Origin of the sequence: Streptomyces sp. SYP-A7185 (assembly GCF_046103685.1) — a bacterium.
Classification (GTDB): Bacteria; Actinomycetota; Actinomycetes; order Streptomycetales; family Streptomycetaceae; genus Streptomyces.
In genome coordinates, this window is the sequence record NZ_CP122310.1 from 5,200,935 (window position 1) to 5,218,476 (window position 17,542).

The 17,542-nt window shown below is 71.1% G+C and carries 11 protein-coding genes, 1 tRNA gene and 2 pseudogenes; 9 read left to right on the forward strand and 5 right to left on the reverse strand.

Annotation, left to right across the window (positions count from 1 at the left end; translation table 11 throughout):
- Positions 1–34 precede the first annotated feature (34 nt).
- The 7 genes from QBL25_RS22840 to QBL25_RS22870 all read left to right on the forward strand — a co-directional run bounded on the left by QBL25_RS22840 (position 35) and on the right by QBL25_RS22870 (position 11,805).
- A complete protein-coding gene (locus QBL25_RS22840) occupies positions 35–1,567 on the forward strand; it encodes a methyltransferase (RefSeq protein ID WP_409058875.1) in 1,533 nt (510 codons plus the stop codon).
- A gap of 284 nt (positions 1,568–1,851) precedes the next feature.
- Complete coding sequence (locus QBL25_RS22845) at positions 1,852–2,049, forward strand: hypothetical protein (protein WP_409058876.1); 198 nt, start codon at positions 1,852–1,854, stop codon at positions 2,047–2,049.
- 287 nt (positions 2,050–2,336) lie between these two features.
- Positions 2,337–5,171, forward strand: a complete 2,835-nt coding sequence (topA, locus tag QBL25_RS22850) for a type I DNA topoisomerase (protein WP_409058877.1) — start codon at positions 2,337–2,339, stop codon at positions 5,169–5,171.
- A 110-nt stretch (positions 5,172–5,281) separates the two neighbouring features.
- Positions 5,282–8,551: a dTMP kinase gene (gene tmk / locus QBL25_RS22855; protein ID WP_409058878.1), complete on the forward strand. Its 3,270-nt coding sequence runs from the start codon at positions 5,282–5,284 to the stop codon at positions 8,549–8,551.
- 176 nt (positions 8,552–8,727) lie between these two features.
- Positions 8,728–9,933, forward strand: coding sequence for a DNA polymerase III subunit delta' (locus QBL25_RS22860; protein ID WP_409058879.1), 1,206 nt, complete (start codon positions 8,728–8,730; stop codon positions 9,931–9,933).
- A 141-nt stretch (positions 9,934–10,074) separates the two neighbouring features.
- Positions 10,075–11,628 (forward strand): alpha/beta hydrolase, encoded by a 1,554-nt coding sequence (locus QBL25_RS22865; RefSeq protein WP_409058880.1) that lies wholly within the window; start codon positions 10,075–10,077, stop codon positions 11,626–11,628.
- 103 nt (positions 11,629–11,731) lie between these two features.
- Positions 11,732–11,805: transfer RNA gene (locus QBL25_RS22870), tRNA-Thr, on the forward strand.
- A gap of 128 nt (positions 11,806–11,933) precedes the next feature.
- Here QBL25_RS22870 and QBL25_RS22875 read toward each other — a convergent pair.
- Positions 11,934–13,073, reverse strand: a pseudogene (locus QBL25_RS22875) (tyrosine-type recombinase/integrase); the annotation flags it as partial.
- Between QBL25_RS22875 and QBL25_RS22880 the strand changes: the two are divergent.
- Together QBL25_RS22880 and QBL25_RS22885 are read left to right on the forward strand one after the other, a co-directional pair.
- Positions 13,070–13,207, forward strand: a pseudogene (locus QBL25_RS22880) (plasmid mobilization relaxosome protein MobC); the annotation flags it as partial. The pseudogenes QBL25_RS22875 and QBL25_RS22880 overlap by 4 nt on opposite strands.
- A complete protein-coding gene (locus QBL25_RS22885; protein WP_409058881.1) occupies positions 13,204–14,949 on the forward strand; it encodes a relaxase/mobilization nuclease domain-containing protein in 1,746 nt (581 codons plus the stop codon). The pseudogene QBL25_RS22880 and the gene QBL25_RS22885, both read left to right, overlap by 4 nt.
- Before the next feature lie 44 nt (positions 14,950–14,993).
- Here QBL25_RS22885 and QBL25_RS22890 read toward each other — a convergent pair whose 3' ends face one another.
- Genes QBL25_RS22890 through QBL25_RS22905 form a run of 4 tightly spaced genes read right to left on the reverse strand, consistent with a single transcriptional unit; the run spans position 14,994 to position 17,541 of the window.
- Complete coding sequence (locus QBL25_RS22890) at positions 14,994–15,425, reverse strand: WbqC family protein (RefSeq protein ID WP_409062740.1); 432 nt, start codon at positions 15,423–15,425, stop codon at positions 14,994–14,996.
- Positions 15,380–15,817, reverse strand: coding sequence for a WbqC family protein (locus QBL25_RS22895; RefSeq protein ID WP_409058882.1), 438 nt, complete (start codon positions 15,815–15,817; stop codon positions 15,380–15,382). The genes QBL25_RS22890 and QBL25_RS22895 overlap by 46 nt, the downstream gene beginning before the upstream one ends.
- Positions 15,759–16,427, reverse strand: a complete 669-nt coding sequence (locus QBL25_RS22900; protein ID WP_409058883.1) for a YdcF family protein — start codon at positions 16,425–16,427, stop codon at positions 15,759–15,761. Before QBL25_RS22900 ends, QBL25_RS22895 begins: the two co-directional genes overlap by 59 nt.
- 13 nt (positions 16,428–16,440) lie before the next feature.
- Positions 16,441–17,541 carry a helix-turn-helix domain-containing protein gene (locus tag QBL25_RS22905; RefSeq protein WP_409058884.1) on the reverse strand — a complete coding sequence of 367 codons (1,101 nt, stop codon included), beginning with the start codon at positions 17,539–17,541 and terminating at the stop codon, positions 16,441–16,443.
- Position 17,542 lies beyond the last annotated feature (1 nt).

A 17,542-nucleotide genomic window follows, 5' to 3' on the forward strand; every position in this document is an offset into this window, starting at 1 on the left:
GTGGATCTGGGCCGATGCGGGTCACAATGAAGGGGTGAGTACTGCTAGCGCCCCCCTGCCCTCGTCCGATCGTGCCGACGTCTCCGCCCAGTTGCGGGAAGCCCTGCTGGAGGCCGACTTCACCGCTGACGGGCTGCTCGAGCTGCTCGGGGCGCCCGCCTACACGGCGCTCGCCCGCAGCGAGACCGTGCCCGCGCTGCGGGCCACCCGCGGCGACGGGCCGCTGGAGACGCTCGTACGCCTCTTCCTGTTGCAGCGTTCGGTGCCGCACGCGCGCGTGGCGGCCGTTCTGCCCGTCGGCCCCCTCCAGGAGGCCGGTTGGCTGTCCGCGGCGGACGGCGAGGGCGCGCTGAAGGCGACCGTGGACGTGCGGCCGTATGGCGGGCCGGACGGCGAGGACTGGTTCATCGTCTCGGACCTGGGCTGCGCGGTCGGCGGCGCCGGAGGCATCGGCAGCCACGACGAAGGGGTCGTGCTCGGTGTCGGCGGGGCCTCGACGACCCTCGCCGGCCTCACCGTGCGTACGCCCGTGGCCAGCGCTCTCGACCTCGGAACCGGCTCCGGGATCCAGGCGCTGCACGCCGCGCACCACGCGACCCGGGTCACGGCGACCGACCTCAACCCCCGGGCCCTGCGCATCACCCGGCTCACCCTCGCCCTGTCCGGTGCTCCCGAGGCGGACCTGCGGGAAGGCTCCCTCTTCGAACCCGTGGGCGAGGATATGTACGACCTGATCGTGTCCAATCCACCCTTCGTGATCTCTCCCGGAGCGCGGCTCACCTACCGCGACGGCGGGATGGGCGGGGACGATCTGTGCCGGTCGCTCGTTCAGCAGGCGGGAGAGCGGTTGAACGAAGGGGGGTTCGCGCACTTCCTCGCCAACTGGCAGCACGTGGAGGGCGAGGAGTGGACCGAGCGGCTCCGTTCCTGGGTGCCGCGCGGCTGCGACGCGTGGATCGTGCAGCGCGAGGTGCAGGACGTCACGCAGTACGCCGAGCTGTGGCTGCGCGACGCCGGCGACCACCGGACGGACCCGGAGGAGTACGCGGCGCGGTACGACGCGTGGCTCGACGAGTTCGAGGCCCGCAAGACGCGCGCGGTCGGGTTCGGCTGGATCACGCTGCGCAAGTCCGGCGCGGGTGCCGGGGCCGCCGAGCCGTCGGTGACCGTGGAGGAGTGGCCGCACCCCGTCGAGCAGCCGCTGGGCGAGACCGTGCGGGAGTTCTTCGCGCGCCAGGACTACCTGCGCACGCACGACGACGCCGCGCTGCTCGCGGGGCACTTCAGGCTCGCGGACGAGGTCGTGCAGGAGCAGGTCGGGCTGCCCGGTGCCGAGGACCCCGAGCACGTCGTGCTGCGCCAGCACCGCGGGATGCGGCGGGCCACCAAGGTGGACACGGTGGGCGCCGGTTTCGCCGGGGTGTGCGACGGCACGCTGAGCGCCGGGCGGATCCTCGACGCCATCGCCCAACTGGTCGGGGACGACCCCGTCCTGCTGCGGGACCGCACGCCCGCGCAGATCAGGCTCCTGGTCGAGCAGGGCTTCCTGGAGCCGGTCGACGCGTAAGGGCCGCACCGGTCCGTTGGCGGTACGCGTACGGCGTGTCTCGTACGTTTCGGGGACATCGGCCCCTCGTTCTGGGTGGGATGGATGGACGTCCGCGACCGCCGGGCGTACATCGAGAAGGTGGACTGTGCGCGACGGTCCCGGCGGCCGGATCCGGTCGGCCAGGGCCGGTCGGCGGGTGGTGATCCGGGCCGTGCGCCCTCCGTTTACCCGGGGTTCGCGCCCCGGCTTCCCGGGCGTGCAAGTTTCCAGGACCAGGGAACTCGGTACGGGGAGGCAAGGCCATGGAGAGCGGACCAGCGATCTTCGCGGGCACGGTATTCGCGCTGTTCGGAGCGGGGCTACTGCTGTGGACGGGGGCACGCGTGGCGCACCGGGCACCGGTCGCCCAGGGTGTGAACCCCGTCGCATCGGCGACCCTCGCGGCGGTCGCGGGAGCAGCCGCACTGGTGCTCGGAGTGTGGTGTTTCACTCGTCTCTGACCGAAAGCTGCCGGTGGTCGCGGGGCGCGTACGGGCCGTAGGCCCGGCGCCCGTGCCGCGCCGGTCGTGAACCGGGTCGCGAACCCGGTGGTGAAAGGGCACGTCGCCACTCCGGGCGGCAGGAATGGCGGTAGTCGGGTTACCGTTCGAGTGGCCGTTGCGGGCTTTTCCCGTTTGACACGGGGGCGGGATGTACCGTCACACTCCGCAGCGTCAGCGCAACTCAAGCGCACCGAGCGAGGCCACGCAGCACGGCCACCGAGTACCGACCGGAGAGAAGAGCGAAGTTGTCCCCGACCAGCGAGACCGCAAAGGGCGGCCGCCGACTCGTCATCGTCGAGTCGCCTGCCAAGGCGAAGACGATCAAGGGTTACCTCGGCCCCGGCTACGTAGTCGAGGCGAGCGTCGGGCACATCCGCGACCTCCCCAGCGGCGCCGCGGAGGTCCCCGACAAGTACACCGGCGAGGTGCGCCGGCTCGGCGTGGACGTCGAGAACGACTTCGAGCCCATCTATGTCGTCAACGCCGACAAGAAGGCCCAGGTCAAGAAGCTCAAGGACCTGCTGAAGGACTCCGACGAACTCTTCCTCGCCACCGATGAGGACCGCGAGGGCGAAGCCATCGCGTGGCACCTCCTGGAGGTCCTGAAGCCCAAGGTCCCGGTCAAGCGCATGGTGTTCCACGAGATCACCAAGGCCGCGATCCAGGGCGCCGTCGCCAACCCGCGCGAGCTCAACAAGCGCATGGTCGACGCCCAGGAGACCCGCCGCATCCTCGACCGCCTCTACGGCTACGAGGTCTCGCCGGTCCTGTGGAAGAAGGTCATGCCGCGCCTGTCGGCCGGCCGCGTCCAGTCCGTGGCGACCCGCCTCGTCGTCGAGCGTGAGCGCGAGCGCATCGCCTTCCGCTCCGCCGAGTACTGGGACCTGACGGGCACCTTCGGCACCGGCCGCACCGGTGACGCGTCCGACCCCTCGCAGCTCGTCGCCCGCCTCACCGCGGTCGACGGCAAGCGCATCGCGCAGGGCCGCGACTTCAACTCGGTCGGCCAGCTCAAGTCCGACACGCTGCACCTGGACGAGGCCAACGCCCGTTCGCTCGCCGCGGCCCTGGAGAACACCCGGTTCGCGGTCCGCTCCGTCGAGTCCAAGCCCTACCGCCGCTCTCCGTACGCGCCGTTCCGTACGACGACGATGCAGCAGGAGGCCAGCCGCAAGCTCGGCTTCGGCGCGAAGGCCACGATGCAGGTGGCCCAGAAGCTGTACGAGAACGGCTTCATCACCTACATGCGTACGGACTCCACGACGCTGTCCGACACCGCGGTCACCGCGGCCCGCGCGCAGGTCACGCAGCTGTACGGCAGCGACTACCTGCCGGACAAGCCCCGCACGTACGCCGGGAAGGTCAAGAACGCGCAGGAGGCGCACGAGGCGATCCGCCCTTCGGGTGATCGTTTCCGCACGCCCGCCGAGACCGGTCTGACCGGTGATCAGTTCCGGCTCTACGAGCTGATCTGGAAGCGGACCGTCGCCTCCCAGATGAAGGACGCGGTCGGAAACTCCGTCACGGTGAAGATCGGCGGCACGGCCGCCGACGGCCGCGACGCCGAGTTCAGCGCGTCCGGCAAGACCATCACCTTCCACGGCTTCATGAAGGCCTACGTCGAAGGCGCGGACGACCCGAATGCCGAGCTCGACGACCGTGAGCGCAGGCTCCCGCAGGTCAGCGAGGGCGACGCGCTGTCCGCCGACGAGATCTCGGTCGACGGCCACGCGACCAAGCCGCCGGCCCGCTACACCGAGGCCTCGCTGGTCAAGGAGCTCGAAGAGCGCGAGATCGGCCGCCCGTCGACGTACGCGTCGATCATCGGCACGATCCTCGACCGCGGCTACGTCTTCAAGAAGGGCACGGCCCTGGTGCCGTCCTTCTTGTCCTTCGCCGTGGTCAACCTCCTGGAGAAGCACTTCGGCCGGCTCGTCGACTACGACTTCACGGCGCGCATGGAGGACGACCTCGACCGCATCGCGCGGGGCGAGGCCCAGGCCGTGCCGTGGCTGCGGCGCTTCTACTTCGGCGAGGGCGACGACGCCGGGGCCGCCTCGAACGCGGGCAACGGCGACGGCGACCACCTCGGCGGCCTCAAGGAGCTGGTGACCGACCTGGGCGCGATCGACGCCCGCGAGATCTCCTCCTTCCCCGTCGGCGACGGCATCCTGCTGCGCGTGGGCCGGTACGGCCCGTACATCGAGCGCGGCGAGAAGGACGCGGAGGGCCACCAGCGCGCCGACGTGCCCGACGACCTGCCGCCGGACGAGCTGACCGTCGAGTACGCCGAGGAGCTGCTCGCCAAGCCGAGCGGCGACTTCGCGCTCGGCACCGACCCCACGTCGGGTCACGAGATCATCGCCAAGGACGGCCGCTACGGCCCGTACGTCACCGAGGTGCTCCCCGAGGGCACCCCGAAGACCGGCAAGAACGCGGTCAAGCCGCGGACGGCCTCGCTCTTCAAGTCCATGTCCCTGGACACGGTGACGCTCGAGGACGCCCTCAAGCTGATGTCCCTGCCGCGCGTGGTCGGCACGGACGCCGAAGGCGTGGAGATCACCGCGCAGAACGGCCGGTACGGCCCGTATCTGAAGAAGGGCACCGACTCGCGGTCCATCGAGACCGAGGAGCAGCTCTTCACCATCACGCTGGACGAGGCCCTGGCGATCTACGCCCAGCCCAAGCAGCGCGGGCGGGCCGCCGCCAAGCCGCCGCTCAAGGAGCTCGGCGAGGACCCGGTCAGCGGGAAGCCGGTCGTCGTCAAGGACGGCCGCTTCGGGGCGTACGTCACGGACGGCGAGACGAACGCCACCCTGCGGGCCGCCGACAGCGTCGAGGACATCACGCCCGAGCGGGGCTACGAACTGCTCGCCGAGAAGCGGGCCAAGGGTCCGGCCAAGAAGACCGCCAAGAAGGCGGCGAAGAAGGCTCCGGCCAAGAAGACCGCGGCGAAGAAGACGGCTGCCAAGAAGACGACGGCCGCCAAGAAGACGACCGCCGCGAAGAAGACCACCACCAAGACGGCCGCCGCCAAGAAGACCGCGGCCTCGGCCGCCAAGGCGTCCGACGCCGAGTGACCGGCGGTATGCGTCGTATGTGTACGGCGCTGTGAAGGTGTGAACCAAAGGGGCGCCCGTTTGTTCGGGCGCCCCTTCGGTGTGTCGCACCCGCCAGATAGGCTGGACGGATGACGCGTGCCGAGCAGCCAACGGTCGGAAACCCGGCCCCCGACGACGCCCTGGTCGCAGATTCCCGAGAGCGTGCTGTCCGCGCCTTGCTGCGGGTACCGCAGCTGAAGAGGCTCTGGAGCGCCCAGCTCGTCGGCGGTGTCGGCGATGCCCTCGCCCTCCTTGTCCTGGTGGTCCTTGCGCTGCAAGCGGCCATCGCCGAAGGAGCGTTCGGGGGCGGCTATCGAGGGGTCGCGTTCGCGGTCACCGCCGTCTTCGGAGCACGCATCCTCGCGACGCTGCTCTTCGGAGCGGTCCTTCTCGGGCCGCTGAGCTCCATCACGTCACCGGACGGGCCGCTGGACCGGCGCTGGACGATGGTCGTGGCGGACGGTCTGCGGGCCGGACTCCTGATCGTCGCGCCGCTGTGGATCGACTGGACCCCGGACAACGCGCTCGCGATGCTGCTCGTCACCGCCTTCGTGATCGGCGTCGCCGAGCGCTTCTGGACGGTGTGCCGGGAGAGCGCGGCGCCCGCGCTGCTGCCCGCGCCGCCCCTGGAGGGCGCGACGGTGCGGCCGCTGCCGGACCACATGGACGCACTGCGGCGCCTGTCGCTGCGTACGGGATTCGTGGCGCTGCCCCTCGCGGCCGCCGCGCTCGTCGTCGTCACGCTGGTCGGCAACCTCCTCGGCGCCGGGCTCGACTGGTTCGAGGTGCACCAGGCGGGGCTCGGCTCGTTCGTCGCCGCCGGGCTCTTCGCCGCCTCGCTGTCGATCGTCTACTTCCTCGAACTTCCCGCCACGCAGACGCCACGCGCGCGTAGCCCCCTCGAAGGACTGCGCAGGCCGCGCACCGGCAGCGGCACCGACCGCGGCCGCACCGGCGCGATCCCGCTGCTCGTCGCCGCCTGCGCCGCGATCGCCGGGGCCGTCGCGGCCTCCGTCGCGGTCGCCGTGCTGCACGCCAAGGACCTCGATGGCGGACCCGTCACGTACGGCCTGATCGTCCTCGCCCTCACCGGCGGCACCGTCGTCGGCATCCGTACCTCGCCGTCGCTGCTGCCCTCCCTCTCGCGCCGCCGGCTGCTCGCGCTCGCGATCGCCCTCACCGGGGTCGCGCTGCTCGCCGCCGGGCTCGTGCCCGACCTGACGACCGTGCTGCTGCTCCTGGCGCTCGCCGGAGTGGCCGCGGGCATCGCCGCGCACACCGGGCACGCGCTGCTCGACCAGGAGGTCGAGGAGTACCGCAGGGCGCGCACGACGGAACACCTCCAGGCGGTCGTACGCCTCTTCGTCGCCCTCGGCGCCCTCGTGGCCCCGGTGGTCGCGGCGGCGATCGGCCCGCACCGCTTCGTCAACGGCAAGTTCGTCTTCGACCACGGCGGCGCCGCCTTCACGCTGATGCTGGTGGGCGCGCTGCTCCTGCCGGTGGCCGCGCTGGTCCTCGCCAAGATCGACGACCGGCAGGGCGTGCCGCTGCGGCACGACCTGCGCGACGCGCTGCGGGGCGGCGACGACCCGCAGCAGGGGATCGCCCCCACGGGCTTCTTCATCGCCCTGGAGGGCGGCGACGGCGCGGGCAAGTCCACGCAGGCCGAGGCGCTCGCCGAGTGGATCCGGGCCAAGGGCCACGAGGTCGTCGTGACGCGCGAGCCGGGCGCGACCCCGGTCGGCAAGCGGCTGCGCTCGATCCTCCTCGACGTCTCGTCGGCCGGACTCTCGCACCGCGCCGAAGCACTCCTGTACGCCGCCGACCGCGCCGAGCACGTCGACACGGTCGTGCGCCCCGCCCTGGAGCGCGGCGCGGTCGTCATCTCCGACCGGTACATCGACTCGTCCGTGGCCTACCAGGGCGCGGGCCGCGACCTGTCCCCGACCGAGATCGCCCGTATCTCGCGCTGGGCGACGGCAGGGCTCGTGCCGAACCTGACGGTGCTGCTCGACGTGTCCCCGGAGGCGGCCCGCGAGCGCTTCACCGAGGCCCCCGACCGCCTTGAGTCGGAGCCCGCCGAGTTCCACGCACGCGTGCGGTCCGGTTTCCTGACGCTCGCCGCGGCCGACCCCGGGCGCTACCTGGTGATCGACGCCGCCCAGGAGCCGGAGGCGGTCACGACCGTGGCCCGGCACCGGCTCGACCTGATGCTGCCGCTCTCCGAGGCCGAGGTGAAGGCGCAGGAGGAGGCCCGCAAGGCCGCCGAGGAAGAGGCGCGCCGCAAGGCCGAGGAAGAAGCCGCGCGCAAGGCCGAGGAGGAGCGGATCGAGCGCGAGCGCCAGGAGCAGCTCGCCAAGCTCCGCGCCGAGGAGGAGGAGCGCAAGCGCCGCGAGCTGGAGGAGGCGCAGCGCCGCGAGGCCGAGCGCCAGGCCGAGGAGGCCAGGCAGCGCGCCGAGGAGGCCAAGCGCCGGGCCGAGGAGGAGCAGGCACGCCTGCTCGCCGAGGAGAAGGTGCGGGCCGCCGAGGAGGCGCGCCGCCGCCGGGAGGCCGAGGAAGAGGCGCGGCTGCGGGCCGAGGCCGAGGCGCGGCGCGTCGAGAAGCAGCGCAAGGCCGAGGAGGCGCTGCTGCGGGCCGAGGAGGCACGGCGGCTGGCGGCGGCTTCGGCGGCTGCGGCGGCGGCCGCGGCGACTACCGCTGCGGCGGCTCCTTCTGGGGTGGCTCCTGCCGGGGCGGCGGCTGGGGCTGGGGCGGCGCCCGCGGCTGCTTCTTCGCCTGCACCTGGGGCGGCTGCGGCTCCGAAGGAGGCTTCGGACTCGGCTTCGGTTTCGAAAAAGGCTCCGGCTCAGGCTCCGGCTAAGGCGCCGGCTCCCGCTCCGGCCGGCTCCCCCGCGGATGCCGTGCCGGACAACGAGACGACCGTGCCCACGCCCATCGTGAAGCCCGGTGCGCCCGCGCCGGGAGCTGCCGACGAGACGGCGGTGCTGCCCGCCGTTCGGGACACCTCCGCTTCGGAGGAGACCGAGGTCCTGCCGCAGCCGCCCGTGCCGGGCGCGGCCGACGAGACGGCCGTGCTGCCTTCCGTACGGGAGGACAAGGTGCCGCCGGGCTACTTCCGCGACGAGCGGCCCGGGGCCGAGCCCGAGCAGGGGCCCGCGCGTTCGTCGGGCGGCGGGAACGACAGGACCCGCGAGCTGCCCCAGGTCGACGAGCACGGGGCGCCCAAGCAGCGGCCCCGCTCGGACTGGGCGGAGGAGACTCCGCTGGACGACCTGCCCTCCCTGGCGGACGAGTTGCTGGGCGACCGGGACGAGGACGAGGACGGCGGCGGCCGGGGCCGGGGCCGCAAGCGGCGCTGAGCCTCGCCTGACGACCGCTGACCCCCGTCCGACGGAGCCCGTCTCCGTCGGGCGGGGGTCAGCGTTGTCAGTGGCGTGCTCCACAATGAAGACCGACGGCGCGTGGAGCACGTGACGTGAAGCGCGCGGCATGGGGCGACGCAGATGGTGCGGGAGCAGGGCGGAGGCGGTGACCGATGACCGTATGGGATGACCTGGTGGGCCAGGAGCGGGTGAGCGAGCAGCTCGGTGCCGCCGCCCGGGACGCCGACACGCTGGTCACCGCCGTGGCCGCGGGCACCCCGCGCCCCGAGGCGTCCAAGATGACGCACGCCTGGCTGTTCACCGGACCGCCCGGCTCCGGGCGGTCCACCGCCGCCCGCGCCTTCGCCGCCGCGCTCCAGTGCACCAGCCCGGACCGCGCGCTGGGCGGCGCCCCCGGCTGCGGCTTCTGCGACGGGTGCCACACGAGCCTGGTCGGCACGCACGCCGACGTGGAAGTGGTGCGTACGGACCTGCTGTCCATCGGCGTCAAGGAGACCCGCGAGCTCGTCAGGCGGGCCCAGCTCTCCCCTGCGGGCGGCCGCTGGCAGGTCATCGTCCTGGAGGACGCGGACCGCCTCACGGAGGGCGCGGGCAACGTCCTCCTGAAGGCCGTCGAGGAGCCCGCTCCCCGTACGGTGTGGCTGCTCTGCGCACCCTCGCTCGAAGACGTGCTGCCCACCATCCGCTCGCGCTGCCGCCACCTGACGCTGCGCACGCCCCCGGTGGACGCCGTCGCGGACGTACTGATCCGGCGTGACGGCATCGAGCCGGACGTCGCCGCCGCCGCCGCGCGGGCCACCCAGGGGCACATCGGCCGCGCCCGCCGCCTCGCGACCGATCCGCGGGCCCGCGAGCGCCGGGCCGCCGTGCTCAAGCTGCCCATGCGCGTGGCGGACATCGGCGGCTGCCTCAAGGCGGCGCAGGAGCTGATCGACACGGCCGGCGACGACGCCAAGCAGGTCGCCGAGGAGGTCGACGTCAAGGAGACCGACGACCTGAAGGCGGCGCTCGGCGCGGAGAAGGGCGGCCGGATGCCGCGCGGGACCGCGGGCGTCATGAAGGACCTCGAAGACCGCCAGAAGCGCCGCAGGACCCGCACCCAGCGCGACAGCCTCGACCTCGCCCTGATCGAGCTGACCGGTGTCTACCGCGACGTGCTCACCCTCCAGCTCGGCTCCCGCGTGGCACTGGCCAACACGGAGGTGCTCGACATGCTGGAGCGCCTGGCCCGCGAATCCTCGCCCGAGTCCACGCTGCGCCGCATCGAGGCGATCGGCGCCTGCCGCACGGCACTGGACCGCAATGTGGCGCCGCTGCTCGCGGTGGAGGCGATGACGGTGGCGCTGCGGGCGGGGTAGTGGTCGGGGCAGCGGTGGGGGTAGCGGTGGGGCAGTGGTCGGGGTGGGGTGCGTGGCTGGGGGGAGTGGGCTGGGGTTGACGGAGTAACCCGTAAGAGCACCTTGCGTCACTGATTCAATACGGGGCGTTACGCTCACGTGATGCGCATCAGAGGACTCCGCACCCCCGCGACCGTGTTCCTGGCCGCCGGACTGCTCATTTCCGGCGTCGGATGCTCGGCCGGGAGCTCGACGGCGGACGCGTCCATGGCCGCGCTGCCGCGCGCCACCCCGCAGCAGCTCTCCCCGTTCTACGAGCAGAAGCTGAACTGGCGCGAGTGCGGCGTCCCGGGCTTCGAGTGCTCGACGATGAAGGCACCGCTGGATTACGACGACCCGGACGGCGAGGAGATCAAGCTCGCCGTCTCCCGCAAGAAGGCCACGGGCCCGGGCAAGCGCCTGGGCTCGCTCCTGGTCAACCCGGGCGGCCCCGGCGGCTCGGCGATCGGCTACCTCCAGTCGTACGCGGCACTCGGTTACCCCGAGGAGGTCCGCGCCCGGTACGACATGGCGGCGGTCGACCCGCGCGGCGTGGCCCGCAGCGAGCCCGTCACCTGCCTGGACGGCAAGCAGATGGACGCGTACACGCAGACGGACATCACGCCGGACGACGAGCGCGAGACCGCCGAACTGTCGGACTCCTTCAAAAAGTTCGCGACCGGCTGCGAGAAGCGCTCGGGCGAGGTGCTGCCGCACGTCTCCACGGTCGAGGCCGCCCGCGACATGGACCTCCTGCGCGCGGCGCTCGGTGACGAGAAGCTGAGTTACGTGGGCGCCTCGTACGGCACGTTCCTCGGGGCGACCTACGCCGGGCTCTATCCCGACCGCGTCGGCCGGCTCGTCCTGGACGGCGCGATGGACCCGTCGCTGCCCGCGCGCCGCATGAACCGTGACCAGACGGCGGGCTTCGAGACGGCGTTTCAGTCGTTCGCGAAGGACTGCGTGAGCCAGACGGGCTGCCCGCTCGGCACGGAGAGCGAGGCGGACGCGGGCAAGCGCCTGAAGTCCTTCTTCGACGACCTGGACCGCACGCCGATCCCCGCCGGCGACTCCGACGGCCGCAAGCTCGGCGAGGCGCTCGCCACGACGGGCGTGATCGCGGCGATGTACGACGAGGGGGCCTGGCCCCAACTGCGCACGGCGCTGTCCGCCGCGATGAAGGACAAGGACGGCGCGGGCCTGCTCGCCCTCTCGGACAGCTACTACGAGCGGGGGGCCGACGGTTCGTACGCGAACCTGATGTTCGCCAACGCCGCCGTGAACTGCCTGGACCTGCCCCCGGCCTTCGGCACGGCCGACGACGTGAAGAAGGCGCTCCCGGACTTCGAGGAGGCCTCCCCGGTCTTCGGCGAGGGCCTGGCCTGGGCCTCGCTGAACTGCGCGTACTGGCCGGTGAAGGCGACGGGCGAGCCGCACCGCATCGAGGCGGACGGCGCCGACCCGATCGTCGTGGTCGGCACCACCCGCGACCCGGCCACCCCCTACCGCTGGGCCGAGGCCTTGGCCGACCAGCTCTCCTCGGGCAAGCTCCTCACTTATGAGGGGGACGGACACACGGCGTACGGCCGCGGCAGCGCGTGCGTGGACTCGGCGATCAACGAGTACCTGCTGGAGGGCAAGGCCCCGGACGACGGAAAGCGCTGCTCGCAGGGGTGAACCGGGCCCCGCGGGCCCGCCCGCCGGGGGTGTGCGGAGCACCCCCGGAAACTGTGTAGACTTGGCGTCGCTGCTGATCGCACCATAGGTGCGGGACGCGTGCGCCGCCTTAGCTCAGATGGCCAGAGCAACGCACTCGTAATGCGTAGGTCTCGGGTTCGAATCCCGAAGGCGGCTCAGTCAAATCCCAGGTCACATTGCCCGTGACCTGGGGTTTTCTGTTGCTTGGGGCATGCGGCGTCACACGGCCCAGGTGCCGTGACTTTGCTTGCGTGAGCGGTGCGTGAGCGGAGCCGCTCGGGGACCTACTTCTTGGGCTTCTGGCGCTTCGCCTTCTTGGCGGCCTTGGCTTGGGCTTTCGCCTGGTCCTTCTTCGGCTTGCAGCCCTTGCCAGCGCCGGTCTCCTTGGCCGCAGCCTTCCTGGCCTTTTCCTTCTTCGCAGCCTTGCGCGCGGCCTTCTCGGCCTCGGCCTTGCGCTGGAGCGGTACGAGCTTCGCGGTCGCCTCGGCGGCGCTCTTGCCCACGTGGGGGAGCACGCTCTGGTAGATGTCACGCGTGATCCGGGTGTCGCTGTGCCCGAGGGTGTCCGACACGATCTTGATGTCGATGTCGTCGGCGAGCATGAGGGTGGCCGCGCCGTGGCGCAGATCGTGTAGCCGGATCGGCGGGAGGCCGGAGGCGGCGACGAGGCGCTCGAAGAGGTCGGTCACCTTGCCGGGATGGAGCCAGGAGCCGTCTTCCTGCGTGAAGACGTGGCCGGTGTCGACCCAGGCCGATCCCCACTCCTTGCGGGCCGCGTCCTGCCGCTCGCGGTGCCGCTTCAGGACGTCGACGGTGTCGTCGTCGAGCGCGACCACGCGATAGCCGCTGTCCGTCTTGGGGTCGGATGTCTCGATCTCCCACCCGTCCTGGACGAGTTGGGAGGAGACGGTGAGGGAGTGGGTGTCGGGGTTTGTCTCCGACCACGGCTGCCCGCACGCCTCGCCGCGACGCAGGCCACGAAAGACGATCAGGTGCCACATCGCGTACAGCCGGTTCTCGGCGACGAAGTCCAGGAAGGCGCCAGTCTGTTGAGGCGTCCAGACCATCACTGGGGATGGCTTCTCGCCGGTCTGCTCCCACTTGGCGACCCGCTCGTCGGTCCACACGAGCGCCTTCGGCTTGCGCACGGGGTCGATCTCGACGTGAGCGGCCGGATTGAACGTGATGATCTGCTGCCCGATCGCGTCGTTCAGGGCGGCCTGGAGGGTGGCCTTGACGTGCAGGCGCGTGGCCGGTCCGGTGACGCGCCGGAAGGGCGGCATCTCGTCGATCGCGGCCTTCATGGCCTTGCGACGAGCCCGGTTCCCGACGCCCTTCCACGGCACCGTCGCCAGCTCGTCGAGAGCGGCTCGCCGCTGGGCGTTGTCCTCCAGGATCTGGGCGTTGGCGTCGCGGATTTCGGTTTGCCCGTGCCCTGAACAGCGACCTGACCCCACCCGACGTACGTGACCGTCTCGACGAGCTGCACCACCTGTTGGAACTGATCGCCGAGGCACTGCGTGAACCCGCCGCCCCCAGGAAGGACGAGACCGCGTGATAGCCGCCATCAAGCCGGCCGGAACCAACACCCGCGGTCTGCTCGCCTACCTCTACGGTCCCGGCCGTCAGGACGAACATCTCGACCCGCACATCGTCGCGGGCTTCGCCATGCTCGGAATGCCAGACCCCGGCCGGAACCCCGATGCCACACTCACCCAGCTCGCCCGCCACCTCGACGAGCCTGTCCGGCTCCGCAACAGCGAGTTCGGAAGGACGGCCACCGACCACGTCTGGCACTGCCCCGTCCGCGCGGCCCCCGAGGACCAGCACCTCTCCGATGTCGAGTGGGCCGACATCGCCCAGCGGATCGTCGAGGCAGCGGGTATCGCTCCACCTGGAGACGATCTGGGGTGCCGATGGATCGCCGTACGTCACGCGGACGACCACATCCACATCCTCGCCACCACCGTTCGCGAAGACGGCCGCCGCCCCAAACTCCACGACAGCGGTATCCGCGTCGGCAACGCCTGCCGCCAGATCGAGTCCGACTACGGCCTGCGCCAACTCAAGAAGGGGGACCGCACCGCTGGGCGCCGCCCCACTCAGGCCGAGATGCACAAGGCCGAACGCCTGGGCTGGGAGCAGACCAGCCGCGACTGGCTCCAGGAGCACATCCGCGCCGCCATCCCCCACGCCGGCAGCGCCGAGGAACTCCTCGCCTACCTCGAAGCCAACGGCATCGCGGTCAAGCCGCGCCGCGGACCGTCCGGAGACCTCCTCGGTTACGCCGTCGGCCACCCCGGCGACCTCAACAAGGACGGCGAACAGATCTTCCACCCCGGCGGGAAGATCGCCTCCGACCTCACCCTCCCCAAGCTCAAGGCCCGCCTGGAATCCACCGCGCCAGAGGAACACCCCACCGCCCGCCGAGACCGTCCCAGCAGCCCCTGGCACCGAGCCACCGACGTCCTCGACACGCTCCACTCCGAGCTGACCAACGGGACCGGCGACGGCGACGACTCCGGCAAGGACGCGCGAATCCAAGCCCACATAGCCGCACTCGGCGAACTGATCGAGTCCACCGCCCAGCACGCCCCCGAGGATCTACGCGCCGAACTGCGGTCGGCGTCAAAGGCGTTCGTCCGTGCCCAACGCTCCCGGATTCGTGCCGAAGACCGCGCTGGCGACGCGGTACGCATCGCGGCCCGCGACATCATCCACTCCGCCACCGGCCCGGACGGCAGCGCGCTCTCCGGCCTCCTCGCCGCCATGATCTGGGCAACGATCCTCGCTCAGCGTTGGCACGAGGCGAGGAACCACGCTCACCAGGCCGACGCAGCCGGCCAGACCCTCCGCCACCTCCAAGCCGTCGCCGACAATGCCCTTGTTCCAGCGCTCGCCGACCTGGAGCGCCGCCAGCCGAGCGAACAGGCCCGTCGCACCCTGGCCCGCGACGTCCGCGCTGCCGTCCCCGACCACGCCGAACGCATCCTTACTGACGAGAACTGGCCTGCTCTCGCAGCAGTCCTCGCAGAGGCGGAGGCCGGTGGCCACAAACCGCACCAGCTCCTCAAGGAGGCCGCCGAGCAACGCGAACTCGACACCGCCCGCCGTCCGGCGCGGGTCTTGATCACGCGTATCCAGCACACCGGCCGAAACCCCGTACGTATCAGTCGAGCCGAAGCCGCACGCATCCGCTCGACACGGTCGATGCCAGCGACCAGCACTACAGCCTCGGCCCAGCAGCATCCGCTATCGCCGGTTCCCGCTCCAGGCCGAGGAAGCCGCCCGCGGCGATAGCGGTCGCAGGAGGCAGCCCTTCGTGGCTCCGGACTGCTGTCACCTCAGACAGACGTTTCCGATGACCGCAGTTCAGGCGCGGTGGCCCGGAGTACGGCATGGTCGTCGGCAACGGCACGGAGACGGGAAGCCAGGGTGTCCGGGCCGAGCGACGCCAGTGCCCACAGGGCACTGAGCCGGCGTGCGGTCGACCAGATGCCGGTGGTCGGGGGCCGGAAGGAAGCCACGGCGATGTTCCTGGCAGCGAACGGGTCGGGGTCGAGATACGTCAAGCCGCCGGTCCCGCACAGGTACGCGCGAGCACCCGTCGCGGCGGCCAGGTCGGCGAGCCGTAGGGAGCGGCCCGGTCTGGCTGACAGGAGGCTGCTCCTGAGGATCCGGCCGCGCCAGCCGAGCAGGTCGAGCAGCACGCGGGTGGAGGTCTCTGCTATCACCGCGGTCCGCCCGGTGGCGAAGGCGTCCAACACCGGTTCCAGGGCCTGGGCGAGAGAGGGCCAGCGCGGGCTGGCTCCGAAGTTCTGCCGCGTATTCCGGCGATCCTGCGGCGGGCGAGATCGGCGTCGTCGATCAGCGCGTCTCGGATGAGGGTGGATCGCCCGCTCGGGAGATGGGTGGGGATGGAGAGCCACTGCTGGCGGTCTGGTGCGTCGATGGCGGCGAGGCGCGCTCGGTGCTGGTAGTCGCGGCGGGTGAACTGCACATCGTCCAGGACGATCCAGTAGTCCGCCGCGAACAGCTTGGCCAGCGTTGTCAGCCTCGGGAACAGATTGGGCTGGTGGATCGCGCACAGCCCGCCGGGAGCAGGCTGCTCACGAGGAGATGAGGCGGCTGGTGAAGCCGGAGCGAATGAGAGATTCGTACGCTGCATGTACGTCCTCGGGGACTTCCTGCTCGATGGCGAATCCGAGCTTCGGATACTCGATGACCCGCTGAAGGTCGCCGGCGAGCATGTCGAGAACGAGCTTCTCTTCCCCGATGCTCTTCAGATAGTCGTCGAACTCCAGCGGCTCCGACGCACAGAGGAACTCGATGTCGGGCCACAGTTGGCGGGCGGTCGCGAACGATCGCCGTTCCATGTACGGCTTGGAGACCAGCAGCACCGTCGTCGGGTGGATACCGGAGGCGGCAAGGACCTCACGGGAGAGCGTGATGTTCTGTCCGGTGTTGGCCGCGTGGGGCTCCAGCAGGATGGCGTCGGCGGGGACACCGAGCTCGATGGCGTGCTCACGGAAGTGGATCGCCTCCCCGCAGGGGAAGACCTTGGCGGTGGTGGGGCTGTTGCCGCCGGTGAACACCAGCGTCTGGAACAGTCCGGCGAGGTACAGCTCGGCGGAGCGGGTTGCGACGCCTAGATCGTGGCTTCCCAGTCCGATCGCCACGTCGACGGGCCGCAGCTCGTGCTGCATCTGGTGGTAGTCCCAGATCAGCTTGGCCTGGTGCCACTGGTCCTCGGTGATGCCCTGATGGTCGTTGCGCACGCGTTCTCCCTGGTCACCGTTGCCGGGGCCCGGTCGGCCCCTCACTCATGGCCTTGACGCCCTCGATGCTGCGCAGTTGGTGCACGAGTCCGTACTGCGCGGCCACCTTGGCGGCCTGGTCGAGGACGAGGATTCCATCATCCTGGGTCGCCGTATCGGAGAGCAGGATGTGGCCGTGAGCGGTGTCCAGTCGTACGCGTTGCATGGGTGAGTCGGTTGTCCCGCTGCTTCGGGCGATGTCGATGAAGTGCAGGGCTTGGGAAAGGTCGCCGGCACCACGGCGGGCCAGGGCGAGCTTCTGGTGGGCCACCGACCAGTCGTCCGGTTCCGTGAGGTCTTCGAACTCGCGGGTCGCTGCCTGCATGACGCGGGTCGCGTAGTCGTGCTCGCCGTCTTTGCTCAGCGCCGTCCCCACCCACAGCCGTGCACGAGCCCGGTCGCGGCGGGAGAGCCGGTCGTCGACGGCGAGGGTCTCGTAGTTACGGGCGGCCACTTTTAGCTTGCCGGACATCTCGGTGACGACCGCGAGCGACAGATCGAGCTGGGCGACGCGGCGCGGGATGTCGAGCTGGCTGAAGACCGTACGGGCACCGGCGTAGGAGTGCTGGGCCGAGAGCGGGCCCAGGACGACGCCTTGGTCGCGTTTGAGGTCGCCGAGCAGAGCGGTGGAGCGGGCAAAGAGGTACAGGCCCTTCTCGTCCAGCTCATGGGCTTTAAACCGGCTCAGCCACCGGGTGAGAAGGCTGTCGGCGAAGGCGAAGTTCTGCCGGGACAGGCCGACCACGACACGGTCGAGGTCGTCAGCCCAGGACTCGTACTCCCACGCCCTGGGGCCGGACGCGACGATACGTCTGCCGACTGTCGGCACGGTGTCGGCCATCTCCGACAGGAGCGTCTCGAAGCGCAGGTGGACCGCGGCGTCCGCTCGTCCGAGGGCGGTGTCGAGGATGGCCTGGGTATCGGGTCTCGGCTCGGTAGCGGCGAGCTTGCTCTCCCACTTGGACACGGTCGCGACCGCCAGGCCCAGACGCTCGGCAAAGGCCCGCACGCTCAGCCGCAGGGCGAGCCGTAGCGCCTTGGCCTCAAGCCCGGTCCAGTGGTGCACGGTCGCCACG

What these genes read in the sequence shown, in the direction of transcription:
- QBL25_RS22860 (WP_409058879.1), top strand. Translation starts at nt 8,728, where the DNA reads ATGACCGTATGGGATGACCTGGTGGGCCAGGAGCGGGTGAGCGAGCAG.
- QBL25_RS22845 (WP_409058876.1), top strand. Translation starts at nt 1,852, where the DNA reads ATGGAGAGCGGACCAGCGATCTTCGCGGGCACGGTATTCGCGCTGTTC.
- QBL25_RS22895 (WP_409058882.1), bottom strand. Translation starts at nt 15,817, where the DNA reads ATGCAGCGTACGAATCTCTCATTCGCTCCGGCTTCACCAGCCGCCTCA.
- QBL25_RS22865 (WP_409058880.1), top strand. Translation starts at nt 10,075, where the DNA reads ATGCGCATCAGAGGACTCCGCACCCCCGCGACCGTGTTCCTGGCCGCC.
- tmk (WP_409058878.1), top strand. Translation starts at nt 5,282, where the DNA reads ATGACGCGTGCCGAGCAGCCAACGGTCGGAAACCCGGCCCCCGACGAC.